The organism is Chitinimonas sp. BJB300, assembly GCF_002735695.1.
In the GTDB taxonomy this organism is placed as follows: Bacteria; Pseudomonadota; Gammaproteobacteria; order Burkholderiales; family Chitinimonadaceae; genus Chitinimonas.
Map to the genome: position 1 here is coordinate 1 of NZ_PDZH01000111.1, position 13,711 is coordinate 13,711.

At 54.2% G+C, this 13,711-nt stretch carries 12 protein-coding genes and 1 pseudogene; 4 read left to right on the plus strand and 9 right to left on the minus strand.

The features are described from left to right. The first annotated feature begins 171 nt into the window (after positions 1 to 171). Positions 172 to 408, plus strand: coding sequence for a hypothetical protein (locus CSQ89_RS16485; RefSeq protein WP_099407201.1), 237 nt, complete (start codon positions 172 to 174; stop codon positions 406 to 408). Between the two features lie 352 nt (positions 409 to 760). On the opposite strand, the gene hisN is transcribed toward CSQ89_RS16485, so the two are convergent. Both hisN and CSQ89_RS16495 read right to left on the minus strand, forming a co-directional pair. Further along, positions 761 to 1,534: a histidinol-phosphatase gene (hisN, locus tag CSQ89_RS16490; protein ID WP_099407202.1), complete on the minus strand. Its 774-nt coding sequence runs from the start codon at positions 1,532 to 1,534 to the stop codon at positions 761 to 763. An 82-nt stretch (positions 1,535 to 1,616) separates the two neighbouring features. Beyond that, positions 1,617 to 2,549, minus strand: coding sequence for a hypothetical protein (locus CSQ89_RS16495; protein WP_099407203.1), 933 nt, complete (start codon positions 2,547 to 2,549; stop codon positions 1,617 to 1,619). Positions 2,550 to 2,902: 353 nt separating this feature from the next. On the opposite strand from CSQ89_RS16495, the gene CSQ89_RS16500 reads away from it, so the two are divergent. Next, entirely contained in the window at positions 2,903 to 3,844 is a 942-nt protein-coding gene (locus CSQ89_RS16500; protein ID WP_099407204.1) for an MBL fold metallo-hydrolase, read from the plus strand. Positions 3,845 to 4,104: 260 nt separating this feature from the next. Further along, on the plus strand, positions 4,105 to 6,930 hold the full coding sequence (locus CSQ89_RS16510) for an ImpA family metalloprotease (RefSeq protein ID WP_158229020.1): 2,826 nt from the start codon (positions 4,105 to 4,107) through the stop codon (positions 6,928 to 6,930). 1,065 nt (positions 6,931 to 7,995) lie between these two features. On the opposite strand, the gene CSQ89_RS22160 is transcribed toward CSQ89_RS16510, so the two are convergent. Further along, the gene (locus CSQ89_RS22160) at positions 7,996 to 8,220 is read right to left on the minus strand and encodes a hypothetical protein (RefSeq protein WP_139022965.1); all 225 of its coding nucleotides are present in this window, start codon (positions 8,218 to 8,220) and stop codon (positions 7,996 to 7,998) included. Between the two features lie 336 nt (positions 8,221 to 8,556). On the opposite strand from CSQ89_RS22160, the gene CSQ89_RS23870 reads away from it, so the two are divergent. Beyond that, positions 8,557 to 8,718 carry a hypothetical protein gene (locus tag CSQ89_RS23870; RefSeq protein WP_374701367.1) on the plus strand — a complete coding sequence of 54 codons (162 nt, stop codon included), beginning with the start codon at positions 8,557 to 8,559 and terminating at the stop codon, positions 8,716 to 8,718. 140 nt (positions 8,719 to 8,858) lie between these two features. On the opposite strand, the gene CSQ89_RS16520 is transcribed toward CSQ89_RS23870, so the two are convergent. The 6 genes and pseudogenes from CSQ89_RS16520 to CSQ89_RS16555 form a co-directional block, all read right to left on the minus strand. Beyond that, the gene (locus CSQ89_RS16520; protein ID WP_099407207.1) at positions 8,859 to 9,683 is read right to left on the minus strand and encodes a substrate-binding periplasmic protein; all 825 of its coding nucleotides are present in this window, start codon (positions 9,681 to 9,683) and stop codon (positions 8,859 to 8,861) included. A gap of 641 nt (positions 9,684 to 10,324) precedes the next feature. Next, positions 10,325 to 11,227, minus strand: a pseudogene (locus CSQ89_RS16530) (IS3 family transposase); the annotation flags it as partial. 5 nt (positions 11,228 to 11,232) lie between these two features. Next, positions 11,233 to 12,603 carry an IS110 family transposase gene (locus tag CSQ89_RS16535; RefSeq protein WP_099407208.1) on the minus strand — a complete coding sequence of 457 codons (1,371 nt, stop codon included), beginning with the start codon at positions 12,601 to 12,603 and terminating at the stop codon, positions 11,233 to 11,235. Between the two features lie 199 nt (positions 12,604 to 12,802). Continuing rightward, a complete protein-coding gene (locus tag CSQ89_RS16545) occupies positions 12,803 to 13,105 on the minus strand; it encodes a transposase (RefSeq protein ID WP_158229021.1) in 303 nt (100 codons plus the stop codon). A 59-nt stretch (positions 13,106 to 13,164) separates the two neighbouring features. Beyond that, complete coding sequence (locus CSQ89_RS16550; protein WP_099407211.1) at positions 13,165 to 13,371, minus strand: type II toxin-antitoxin system VapC family toxin; 207 nt, start codon at positions 13,369 to 13,371, stop codon at positions 13,165 to 13,167. Next, on the minus strand, positions 13,368 to 13,565 hold the full coding sequence (locus CSQ89_RS16555; RefSeq protein WP_099407212.1) for a type II toxin-antitoxin system VapB family antitoxin: 198 nt from the start codon (positions 13,563 to 13,565) through the stop codon (positions 13,368 to 13,370). Before CSQ89_RS16555 ends, CSQ89_RS16550 begins: the two co-directional genes overlap by 4 nt. Positions 13,566 to 13,711 lie beyond the last annotated feature (146 nt).

Sequence of the window (13,711 nt, forward strand, 5' to 3'; positions counted from 1 at the left end):
GTTTAACCACCACCGCCTGCTAGAACCCATTGGTTATATCCCGCCAGCAGAAGCTGAGGCAAACTATTACCAGCAACTCGCTAAAACACTTTAACGAAATACCCTCCTCAAAACCCGGGGCGGTTCAAACTGAATCTGCCCGACCAGTCGTATCTGGCTGCCCAAATTGGCTTGCAACACCAATTTCAGGTGGCGGCACCCATTACGCAGCTCAGTTTCTCCAGCGCGCCAGGCACCCTGCCTTTTGAAACGGCGGGACCAAAGTCTGGCCGTAATGCATTCCTCTCGGATATCGCCTACGACAAGCGGCTTAGCGCTACCTTTAGCATCAGCGCCCGATACCGTGGCTTGGTGAGCCATTCGAACAGTGACCATGCCATTAAAATCGGCGCGCTGAAGACTTTCTGAGAACCTGATTATGATCTTGCCGCACAGCCGTGATCAGGGCACCTGGGCTGCTCGACAGCCCCAGCAAAGGGGACGCCGAACTGCTACGGTGCTTTGCACCAAGCAGTTCGCAGCCTCATGTACAAAAGTACACTCCGGTTTTTGCGCTTCACCCTGCTGATGACTGCTCGCGACAAATCGTGAACAGATTCTAAAAACCTGTTTACGATCTTAGAACCTGTCTAAAGTCTCGCGAGCTAAGGCAAGATAAGGCGAAAACAGCCGAGGAAGCGGAGTTTACATAGGGTAAATGAGCATTCCGAGGGTGTTTTCAACGCCATATTGCCGTCGCACAGCAGACTTTAGACAGGTTCTAAGCTGATAAAACAGCGCTTGCCGCCGCGTGTAACGATGAATTTGCCGCCACCAGCACTTGGCCGGCAGACGTCTGAGTCAACGGCTTCCCCTGCCAATCGGTCATCAGGCCGCCCGCGCCCTGCACCACGGGTACCAACGCTGCAAAGTCATGCAATTTCAAGCCACTTTCCACCACGAGGTCGTACCCGCCTTGGGCGAGCAATGCATAGAGATAGGCATCTCCACCCCAGACCGTGAAACGGCAGCTGGCTGCAAGTGCGTTGAAACGCTCGCCAATCGCACCTGAAAAGTATTGTGGCCCTGTAGAACCCAGACGCGCCTTGGCAAGGTCTCTCGTATCTGCTGTATGCACAGGCACGCCATTCAATGTAGTAGCCTGACCCGAAACACCCGCCCAACGCTCACCAAGCACTGGCTGATCAATAATGCCCAGCACCGGCTTGCCATGATGCAGCAGGCCGATGAGGGTACAGAATGTAGGACGGCCCACGATAAAGCTCTTGGTGCCATCGATAGGATCGAGCACCCAAACCCACTCCGCTGTATCACGCTCATTCCCAAACTCCTCGCCAATGATGCCGTGCTCGGGTAGCGAGGCATTCAAGATTGCCCGCATGTCTTGCTCGGCACCGCGATCAGCCAAGGTCACCGGGCTGGCGTCGGCTTTATCGTCGATTGCTAAGCCGGAACGGTAGTAAGGCAGAATCACTGATCGGGCGACATCAGCCAAACGAAGGGCAAGCGGTAGAAAATCAACAGCGTGTAGCATGTTAGGCTCTTCAAAATGGGGCCCTATGATAAATGAAGGGGATGTACTTCATCCCCTGGCAAAATACTAAATTGACACAGTACTATCCCGAATTCTGTTTCTCTTCCTTATTCTTGGATTTGCCACTTAATTTATCCAGTACATCGGGCACCAAGCGTTCGGCAAAACCCGCGAGAAAGCTCCAGACCGATAGTTTGGCCACATCATTGCCCGCTTTGGGCAGGGGCAAACCCAGCTCATTCAATGGGGAAAATTGCGGGAACAATGTATTGGTCACCCCTTCCTGTAATAGCTGGCCCAACAATCCGCTGGCCAACAATCCATAAGCAACAACAGCGAACAACCCCGCCAGCAACATAGCCTGCACCACACTGCCCTGCCCCACGTCCAATGCACAAAGGTTGCCAAACGCGGTGCCACTGCTGGCCTCGCCCGGCCGAGTCGCACTGGCTGCCTGAGACCGGCGCGCAATACTGGCGTAGCCGCCACTAATCCCCAACCATGTGACCATCGCCAAGATGGGAATCGCCGGCAGTTCGATCAACCAACCGAACCAGGCCAGGGACAGCGCAAGTACACCCACCCATAACAACGTTTCGCCCAGTCGCTTACGCAGACGCCATGCTTCCTGCTCTCGCAGCAGATTCTTGCGAAACACCCATTGGCGTTCTGACTGCATATTCAACGCCCAACAGCACAGACGCTCTTGGTAGTCTTCCACGCCAACGGCTGGCCGCAAACTGGCAGGATTAGTGAAAATCTGCCCGAGCACAGCAGCACGCTCTTCCAACTGATACAGCGGCATCAATTGCAGCACCCACAGTTCAAGTGCGAAAAGCTGCTGCCAGTCCAGGTCTTCACAATTGTCTGCCAGTTGCTTGGCCTCGGCGTACCGTGGTTTCTGCTCAGACTCGGGTGGCAAGGCACGAAAATCGGCCACCACCTGGTCGACATAGACCCCACCAACGGCCCGGACTTGCGCTAGCGGACGATAAACACGTCTTGTATTACTCATTGAATCTCCTCCCTATGCACACAGCATCCGCATGGAAGTCCCCAATTGCAAGCAACCCTATACACGCAGCAATAAACCGTCGCATCCAGGAACAAATATATGCGGATGCCTCAGCCTGGTTTCCGTGTACGCCCAGCTCACTTCGATGCCAATATATTGGTAGGTCTTGCTGCCGCATGGAACCTGTTCAAAATCCCACTGGCGCGGGCAGGAGAGGCAAAAAGGATCGAGGAAACGGTCTTTACTGAAGGTAAATGAGCATTCCACAGGGTGTTTTTAAGGCTGTATTTCCGGCATACCGCAAACTTTGCACAGGCTATTAATCAACGTAGCCAACCACTTGGAGCCCCTATATGCACACATCAGGCATCAACGCCCTGAGTATTGCTTTATCTGTGCTAGCTACAACCGCCACCTTTGCCGCACCAAACCGATGCCCAACCCATGGCATATATCTTCAAGTGTTGGGATCTGGCGGGCCAGAACTCAATGGACGGGCACAAAGCAGCTATCTGGTTTGGGATCAGGGCAAAGCACGCGTGCTGGTCGATGCCGGGCCGGGCAGCGCCGTGAATTTCGGCCGTGCCGGCGCACGCTACGAGACGCTGAATGTCATCGCCTTGACCCACCTGCATGCCGACCACAGTGCAGACCTGCCCGCTTATGTGAAAAATGGTTTCTTTAGTGACCGGCAGGAAAACCTGCCTATTCTGGGCCCCGATGGAAGCAGCCGCTTTCCCGCCACCACCGAATGGTTAAAAGCCCTCTTCGCAGCACCAGACGGCGCATATCGCTATCTCGACAGTTTTTTGTCCGGCGATGATCAACCCGCTTACCGCTTGCTGCCACAAGACATTCTTCCCGAAGACGGCGCAACCATGACACCCTATCAACAAGGCAATCTGACTTTGACCGCGGTCAGCGTGACGCACGGTGCAGTACCGGCGCTGGCATGGCGAGTGACATTGGGTGATCGTTCAGTTGTGTTTTCAGGTGATACCAATGGAAATGGGGACTCACTACAGAAGCTGGCCCAAGGCGCGGGACTATTGGTTGCCCATAATGCCGTCCCGGAAGGCGCAAAAGGTATAGAACGCGCCCTGCATATGCCACCTTCGCGCATCGGAGAAATCGCAGCGGCCGGTAACATCAAGATGCTGTTGTTGTCCCATCGCATGAACAGGACGCTGGGACGCGAGCCGGAAACGCAGCAAACCATACGTAAGTATTACCAAGGCAAGCTGGCATTTGCCAACGATTTTGACTGTATCGCCCTACCGCGTAACTCACAGTAGCCGTCACCAACTAGGGTTATCCTCTTGGTCGCAGCCTTATCCAGTAAGCCATTACGCCAAGGTTGCCAGAACCCGATTTGTTGCGAGACAGGATATCGAACTGAAATAACTGACAGGTCCCTTCTTAAAAATCAACATGCCAATTAACTAAACCAATTATCAGAAAACATGCATATTGATGTATTTGTCATGATAGATTCCGCGCGCTTTTCGGTAACTCAAAGGGAGTTGCCGGGGTTCTTGTCGAGGAATTCTGACCGATGCGCCGCTCCAGCCTTCTACTTAGCCTGTTCTTCACCACATTACTCACCGCCTGTGGGGGTGGAGGTGATGGTAGTACAAGTACCTCGACCACATCCCCGCCTACCGTGCCACCTACCGTGCCACCTACCGTGCCACCTACCGTGCCACCTACCGTACCGCCTACCGTACCACCTACCGTACCACCTACCGTGCCACCCACCGTACCTCCCACAACGACACCCGGCACTGCAATCGATGCAGCACTGCTAAGTGGCGACCCAAGTACTTTGGATGACACCAAAGCCATTGCTATACGCGCACGTGAATTCGTCCAGCAACTCTCCGTTCAGCAAGCAGCACGTATCGCAGCACTCAGTAAAGACGTCAGCAGCGAATATCAACCCACCCAGCAAAGCCAGCTGGTGCTCCCAACCAATAGCGAACAGACCCAGCCTTTCATTGTGGGCGACAAAGGCAATATGCTGGCCAGCATCAGCATTGCCGAAGGGGGGCGCAGCGGTGGTTATGGCGTCAATGTGTTAGAGCAATTCCGTACGGGCACGAATACAGCGCACATACCGGCCTTCAGACGATTGCTGAGCTGGCTGGTTCAGGGCAATGCCGACAGCGTCTTGCCCAAATCATTGAATGTAGGATGGGCTGGGCTCGATGCTACTAAAAGCTTGGCAGGTTTAACCAAAGCCGAAGTGACTGCAGCCACCGTAAATTGCGACTTCATCGTCGATTCAAATTGCGCAAAGGAAGCACAGCTATTGGTTGTAGGCAGCAATGTAACGGCCAACCCCAATCTGGAAGCTAATATCCGTGCATTGGTCAAATCCGGCAAACCGATACTCTACCTACATACCGACAGCTGGAACGATAGCGAGTCAGGCCGGCAAATGCTGGCAGGTATGGGGCTCTCCCTCGGCAACAACGGCGGTAACTACTGGCCGGCGGATGCCGTAGCAGCCGGCCGTAGCAACGCAACCAATCAAACGCTGACAGCGCAATTCACCAGTGTGATGCCGCTGCTGAACAAACTGGCCGACGAAAGCTATCGTACCGATTATGACTGGAGTAAATGCGTCGGTAACGGTTGTAGCGATGTACCTGGATTGCAGACCGAACTGCTCAAACCATCCGAGGCATTTCGTAGTCAGATCGATGAATTCAATCGGGCAGGACGCAATCTATTCGCAACACCGAATACCTCCTTGTTGCGATACCTTGCCCTCTGGGCTGATGTGACACGCAAGCAGATTAAATACCCGCTCGATAAGGCTACCCAGACCGTAGCCTTTCAAAAAGCGCTGATCGCGGATGCGTGGGTTGCCTACGTGCGCTCTAAAAACGTGGCGCAGGCAGACCTTGGCACCTTCATGTCCAACACCGCAGCCACTCTGTCCACGTCAAACACCGATGAAACCGTGACTGTCGCACTGCCAGCCGAGAGTGGCTTCACCACCATCGGCCGTTTCGCTGTGCCTGGTAAAACATTGCAAGTAACGGTGGTCGATGCGGGTAAAGCCAAGCTTTCACTACGGCTGAACACACAACGTACCGGATCAACACGCCTGTGGACGCAGGACACCTATAATCGCCCACGTTTCCTGGCCAGCCCTGCAATGGCATTGGCCCAAGGCCAGGCAGTCGAAGTTGTCAGCCCTTACGGCGGCACCCTGCAACTGGCATTCAGCGAGGCTACGGCAGGTCAAACCGTGCAGTTACGACTACGCGGTGTGGCGCAGCATCCGTTCCTTGATTTAAGCAATGCCAACAATAAGGCCGCATTCGTTGCGGCAATTCAAAACGGCCAATTTGACTGGGCTGAAATCAAACTGCCGGGTACCGAAATTCATACTCGCATCGACAAGATGAAGAGCGTGCTGGCGGATGATTACAAAAACGACATAGACCGCTATCTGGATGAATTACGCACAGTATTCTTTGAAGATGCCTACCAACTGGCTGGCTTTACCCTGCCGGGCAAAAGCTTGGTCACCGCAGTGCAAACCTTTTGCACCAGCCATAACTGGGATTGCACGTCAGAGAATCTGCACCGTGTGCCGGGTACTCAGCACATCAATGTGGATGCCTACTCGCAATGCGGTAGCGGCTGCTCGGGCAACCCCTATGATCAAGACTGGGGACTGAACCCACGCGGTTGGGGTGAAAGCCATGAGCTTGGCCACAACTTGCAACAATCGATGCTCAATGTGTATAGCGGCCGTAGCACCGAGGTATCGAACAACTTATTCCCCTTGCACAAAAATTGGCGGTTACTGCGAGAACTAAGCGATGACCGCAGCAATGACAGGGTGGCCTATCGCTCGACCTTCGATATGATCAAAACCGCCAAGGGCTCAGCAGACCCAATCGAGAGTGCTTATCAGCGCATTTGGGGCTCAGAAGCCTACGCAGCTGAGAACGGTGAGCGGATGGCCTTTTATTTGCAGTGGATACATTATTGGTCGCAACGCATGGCTGACGAAACACGTGGTTGGGACATCGTCACCTTGCTCTACCTGCATCAGCGCCAATTTGCTCAAGGTGATTGGGCTACCATTAAAGACCGGCTAGGCTATAGCCAGTATGCAACCCGGCCCAGCGTGGATGGCAACGATAATCTGCTCATCACCCTATCGCTTATTACCCAGCGTGACCAACGGCCGACCTTCAACCTATGGGGCGTTCGCTATTCCGCCGCAGCGGCAAGCCAGGTAACAAGCTTTGGCTTTGCTGCGGAACCCGCACTGTTCTTCGCTAATACCGTTACCAACAAACATAGCTCGGTAAAGAAAGTGGATATGGGTGTAGCAAACCCCGCTTGGCCATTCTGAAATAAACCCACCTGAATCCGAAGCAACCTGATAAGCAGCTTGGTATACCACCAAGCTGCTCATTGATTTGGCATGTATGGCATGAACATGTCGATCCACGACAGTACTCAACTCCCGATTTCTATGCTGCTCTTCAACCTGCTGACTGCTGCTCGTGACAGATCGTGAACAGGTTATGAGACATTGGATAGGCGCTCAGTATTTACAGGAAACGTTGACGGTCAACGCTACTCGGAGTCGGGTGCTTCCGCCATTTTGACTTAACTTGGAAGGTAAGCGTGTCAGTGTTTCGCACTGGCTGACCTGAAAACCAAATTGTCGCAAAGTATGAGCGACGGTTTGAGTTGCCATACGCAAAGCGTGATGTGGGCGCCCTGCCCGTATCATGCCGGGTAATGGCGAGGTAAGGACAATCTCAATGGGCCTAGGGGCAGCCATAGGCAGTTGCAAACTAACTTTGCCTACCGGTGTTAGTGGCATTGAAGTTGGGTCGGATAAAAAATCCAGGTCATCTATCGATAGATTGAGCGGGACCACATGAGCATCATTGGCCACGGCCCAAAGCGGCATCGAACAACACGCAAAAGCACAGCCAATTACACAACCACGACCAACACAAACCATATCCTACCCCCACGCTGAGGATGCAAACCCAACCGCAAAGCAACCCGTCCTTATCGATTAATGACCATCACGCTGTAATCAAACGGCGCCTGATCGGTAAAACAGACATCAACACATCCACCGGGAATCTTTACGCATGTGGCTATTGAGTAGTACCTCTCCTCAGAACCTGTCTAAAGTCTGCTGCGCGTCGGCAATATGGCGTTGAAATCACCCTCGGAATGCTCATTTACCCTGTGTAAACTCCGCTTCCTCGACTGTTTCCGCCTTCTCTTGCCTTAGCTCGCGAGACTTTAGACAGGTTCTCAGTCACCTTCACGCAGCAAGATCGTCTATAGACTCCGAAAACTCAGAATAGCGTCTTTGTTCGATATTGCCAGCTACTGACCAGTGGTCACACCTTACCCTTTTAAGGTCGCTATTTAATCCCGCTTAGATAGATCAACTCACCTTCACCCGGCGAATCAACTGGCGATATAACGCAGGCCATAACCGGCTCGCAGTAGCAGCGAACTTCTCTATACCACCCACACAGAATTCGACACGGCCCCAATCTAAACCACGCAATATCTGCGCTACGCATTTTTCTACCGGATAACCCTGGCGTTCCAACTTGCAAAAAAGCCTTTTCGACCAGATGACGGTGGCGATACAAGTCATTGTCATACTCGCGCTGCACTTTGCGTAAGCAATGGGATGGCCCCCTCCTCACCTAAGCGGCATCTTGGTGCCAGACTGGTAGTTCCGACCACCAGTCAACGGTAAAGAGGAGTCCACCATGAAGCGTATTCGAGTTGGCGTCGATTTGGCAAAGCTAGTGTTTCAGGTGCATGGTGTCAGTCGCGAGGAGAAGCCCGTGTTCGGCGCCGACTAGCCCGTGGCACCTGGATAGATGAGCTGATCGAACAGGTCGAACCTAGTTGTGTGATCGGGATGGCGTCATGTGCCGGTGCACATCACTGGGCGCGCCTGCTGCAATCCCGTGGTTTTACGGTGAAGTTAATGGCACCACAGTTTGTGAAGCCATATGTGAAGAGCAATAAGAACGACGCCAACGACGCGGAAGGGGGCAAGCGGCTGATTTGTAATGGACTTGGGCGGATGCAGGGCAGACTCCGCGATGCGGCGCGCCCTGGCTTTGTCCGAGAAAATCATTGGCGCTGACCCCATATTATTTTTGAATCACTCGTTGTGCCGGTGATGTAGGGGGCCGGCTCCTGCAGGGCGGGAATAAGCAACGCGGCAGCGCGGCGACTGCCTGGGGCAAGGCGTTGGCGGGCGGCCTTCCCCGATATATTGCAAGGCTACTCGACCACCAAAGGAAGAGATTCCCTCAGGATAAGCGAACTGTGATCAACGGGATCTGTTGTTAATTGATTGACCACGGCGCTAATGGCACCACGTTGATGCAGCCGGGTAATCGCTCGATTGATAATCGGCAGGTACTGCTTGTACGGTGACTTGTGTGCTGCACCAATATACACCGAGTCGATCGACAAGGGTTGGGGTAACACTTCCCAATTGCCGATATCATCAGCGTCTTTTAACTGGGCTTTGAACTGGGATGCTGCCTCGTGGAGGCTGATGAACAGGACGACATCTACCCGCCCACGTGCCAGCATGTTTATTCGAGCTTTAAGAGAATCGGCGTTGTCTTCAACCGTGAACAGTTTGCCCCGATAAGTTTCAAAGTCTTTTCCATAAAATTCTCCCCCTCCGATTGCGACGGTCTTGCCTCGCAGACTATGGATACCTCGATACGGAAAGGCGTTACCAGCAGGCACGACCATCCACACTATCGATTTAGTGACGGGTGCCGAAAATGCAAAGAAACGGGCCCGGTCAGGCGTGTAGCTTACCTCCCACAGCAATCCCTTGCCCCGTTCAGCCAACCTCAGCGCGCGACGCCAAGGATAGGGCTTGAGTTCAAAACGCAACCCTGCTTCAGCAGCAATTAAATCCATTAATTGTTGTTGTTGCTTTATTTCTTGAGATTGAAGTTGGTGGCTATGTGCTGCAAGCGGCTCTGTTATCAGCAATGGGATAGTGATGGGTTCGTCAAGGCTGGCGGCCGGGGTGAACGTACTTAGCAACAAAGAGAAACAGACAAATAAGGGGAAAGACTTCATGGGGGGCAACAATAAACGCTTGAGATGACTCGCCAAGGGGCGAAAGATAAACTTTGGACAACATTGAATAATACGCTCTCACCGGCTTGTCCGATGTGCCAGCTAACTACCTCGCCGCTAAGCGTGCCGCCAAACGGGCCTGCAACAATTGCACTATCCATACCATCCCCCTCAAAAGCAAACTGCCACCTACGATAGGTGGCCATCGTTGATGAGTATGTCGGATGACGACAGCCCCTGTTTAGAGCTGGCAAGTACACGTAGTTCAATGACGCCTTCGCCTCCCGGATCACCGTCACCCTGGTTATCGCCTTGTACTTGGCATAGCCCTCACACGAATGCGGACCTGAGCAACATTGTCACGCACTGAATCGAGCCACTCTGTAAACGGTTGTCGAGCGCCTTCACGCTGATCGACAAGATGGCCCCCAATTTCAATGAATCTGCTCAGAAAACGCGCATTCAAACGCTGTTGCAATTGCAGCAAGCCGCTTGTCCCGTGTCCAAAACCGCACTGAGCCTTCAAGCAAAGTAGAGGCAAGTAAGTGAACATCGATGTAACCGATACCTCGCCCCATCAATTGACGCTGTTCAATAAAATACAGTACTGACCTGTCCTGACAACCGTAGACACACCCACTTCAAATGCAGGCTAATTGCCTGCTGAATTTCTCTGCAAACACCGCCGGTGCCACATTCCCTAGACGTGAGTGGCGTCGTTGGCGGTTGTAAAAGATCTCGATGTACTCCCGGATCGAAGCTTCCGCTTCGGTTCGGGTCCTATAACGCCGATGGTGCACCAACTCATTCTTCAAACTGCCCCAAAAACTCTCCATCGGCGCATTGTCGTAGCAGTTGCCTCGCCGCGACATCGAAGCGCGTAAGCCAAACTGCGCCACCAGCGTCCGATATCCCTGCGAGCAGTACTGGCTGCCTCGATCCGAATGCAAGATTAGCGCCGCCTTTGGCCGTTTCCACTTCACTGCCTTCCACAGCGCCTGACTGACCAATTCCTGCGTCATGCGAGCACCCATCGCATAACCCACAATCTCGCAGGTAAACACATCCTTAATGCCCGCCAGATACTGCCAACCTTCATCTGTCTGGATGTAGGTGATGTCGCTCACCCAGACCTGCTGCGGCGCCATCGGCTTGAATGCTTGGTTCAGCAGGTTATCGGCAACCGGCAAGCTGTGATTTGAATGGGTTGTGACCTTGAACTGCCGTTGCTGGATGCAGTAGATGCCGTCTTCGCGTCGTAGCCGCGCGATCCGGTCCCGGCCTGCCACTATCCCTTCGGCAGCCAGTTCAGTTTGCAGGCGCCTTGCACTGTAGGTGCAGCGCGTCTTGTAGTGTGCCGCACGGATCGCCACTCGCAATCGTTCGTCTTCCTGAGCACGTCGACTAGGTGGACGTTTAAGCCAGGCATAGAAACCACAACGAGAAACCGCCAGGGTCCGGCATAACCACTTTACCGGGTAAGCCCGTCGCCATTGCTTCACGAACGCGTACCGGGCAGTGACTCCCTGGCAAAGTACGCCGTCGCTTCCTAAGAAACACCCACAGAATCCGGCGTGTTCTGGGGCTGCAATGCAAAGCCGAATTGTGCCGCGCGGCGATGTAGTTGCTTGATGACCCGCGCTCGGTATGCCTGCTCGTAGTGATCAGCTCCCGGATCGCTGTAATTCATTCCGAAGCGCATAGCGTTGTAGAACAGCACTGCGATTTTGCGAGCCGTCGCTGTCACAGCCTTGGCGTTGCCTATGCGCACAGCAAGGCGTCGGTAGAACGCACCCAGTGCTGTATTGCTTCTTCCAATGGAGACCGCCGCCAAGCGCAAGGCGACAGTGAGCCGGTTGCTGGTCTTGCGCGTATGCGAGGAGAGTACCTTGCCACCGCTGATCTTGCAGCCTGGCGAGAGGGCGAGCCAGGAGGTGAAATGCTTGGCAGTTCGCCAGCGGCTCAGGTCCGTTCCGCATTCGGCAATCAAGCGCAGCGCCAAGAAGGGACCGATACCGTGAATCTGCGTCAGGTCCGTTCCAGCGAGCTGGTACATGGTTGATCGGACGTCGAAGTTCGGATCGCTGGGTAACTTGTTGCGATGTTTTGCCTTCGGAAGTGGCGCATCCGGGACCGGTCGTTGGGCATTTAGCGCCGCGACAGTGCGCTCGATCTCAGCGTCGCATTCATCGATGCGGTCTTGGTAAAAGTCGTAAAGGGCCAATGCTTGCTTCAACGCAAAAAGATGCTCAGGCTGGTAATTGCCGTCGAGTGCACTGCGGATGGTTTCGGCGCTTTCTTTGCAGCGGACGTCGCGCATCGCGGCCAGCTTGTCTGGATCGCGTTCGCCGGCGACGATGGCGCGGATAATCCTCATCCCAGTGACGCCGGTGATCGTGGCGACTACGTGGTGCAATTGGATGTTCATGAAGGTAAGCGCCTTCTGCATGTGCTGGATGTGTGCCGCCGCGTAGTCGGTATGGCTCTCCCGGACACGAAGATAGGCGCGCAGCTCGGCAATGTCGCGTCCCGGCCTAAAGCTCGCACGCAGCAGACCACACGCATGCAAGCGCTGCAGCCATTGTGCATCGTTGACGTCACTTTTTCGGCCAGGGACGGCACGCGCCTCGCGTGCATTCGCCAGGACGACATCAAGGCCGTGCGACTCTAATACTTCGTAGGCAGCAACCCAGTAAACCCCGGTGGACTCCATCACCACAGTTTTGGTGCCGGTGGCCACCAGCCAAGCCGCCATGCGTTGCAGGTCGCTGGTGAATGCCTGGAAAGTCTGCACAGGCTCGTCGCACAGGTCGGGGCTGACGGCGACAACATGGAACCGCGAGCCAATGTCGATACCGGCGGCGAAAGGATGAATGATCGGCAAGCCGCTCGGCTTGGGTCTGGTTTTGTCTTTGGGCATGAGCTACCTCCTGGATCGTCAGACGCAGGACGGGGACTCGGATAAAATCAACTTCCTAAACGGGGTCGCCCACAGGCGCCACCACAAACGGGTCCGCAGATTCCCCTGGGCCAAGTTTTTTGACGGGGATTTATACCGCCAAGAAGGGTACGGCCATAGTCCTTGCGTGCATCCAGTGTACGCCTCCGGGTGTTTCTAATCACAAGGGGCGCGGCGCGCCGTGTGGGCGGTTTTTTAGGATGTCACGCTCCATCCTGGCTTCGGCCAGCTCCCGACGCAGTTGCCGGACCTCCGCAGCCAATTCGACAGCGCTTTGCATACCTGCACCTGAAGCGCTTGCTGTCTTGCCTTTGCGCGCCTGGGTCACCCAGTAAGCCAGCGTGCCCTGATTCATATTCAACCGTGTTGCCGCCTCGGCAACCGGTAATCCTTGGTCAAGCACCAACTTGATGGCCTCTGCTCGGTATTCCGACGTATAGCTTTGTGTTTTTCTCTTGCTCACCGCAGCCTCCTGTTGGCTCAATTTTACCCATCAGGCGTGTCTACGGAATTCAGGCTACCTCATACCTCTTCATTTTCAGCACACCGAACAGTTGGTAAGGACTGCAGTAAGTCCAATACCGTTTCCCTTGTCTTGAGATTCCCACAGGCCAGTTCGCCAATCACCATGGGATGGACACGTACCATCCCATTCTCGAGCAATAGCTTGAGTTGGACATCGCCATAACGCAGATGGTCTATCCAAACTGAAGTGTCAACCAGAATCATTTTGGTTCGGACTGGCGACGCGAAACCATTTGCAGTGTGGGTTCAGAACCACCCAATTGAGCCAAACGCTTAGCACTTTCTCTTTGGATAAGGGCCATAAGCGCTTCGCGCAAAAGCGCACCACGCTCTTGTACGCCGGTCAGCCGCCGGGCCCGATCGAGCAAAGCATCATCGAGATTGATGGTAGTACGCATATTGGCTTCCTAATAAAATACTGATGTTACGCAGTGCATACGCTAACCTGTCGCCATGAAGAACAAAGAACTCGATTTGTACACCGACTATTTGCTGAGCACGTTTGGTGCGGCGACAGCAACGGGCTTGTCGGCGATGGTAGGTG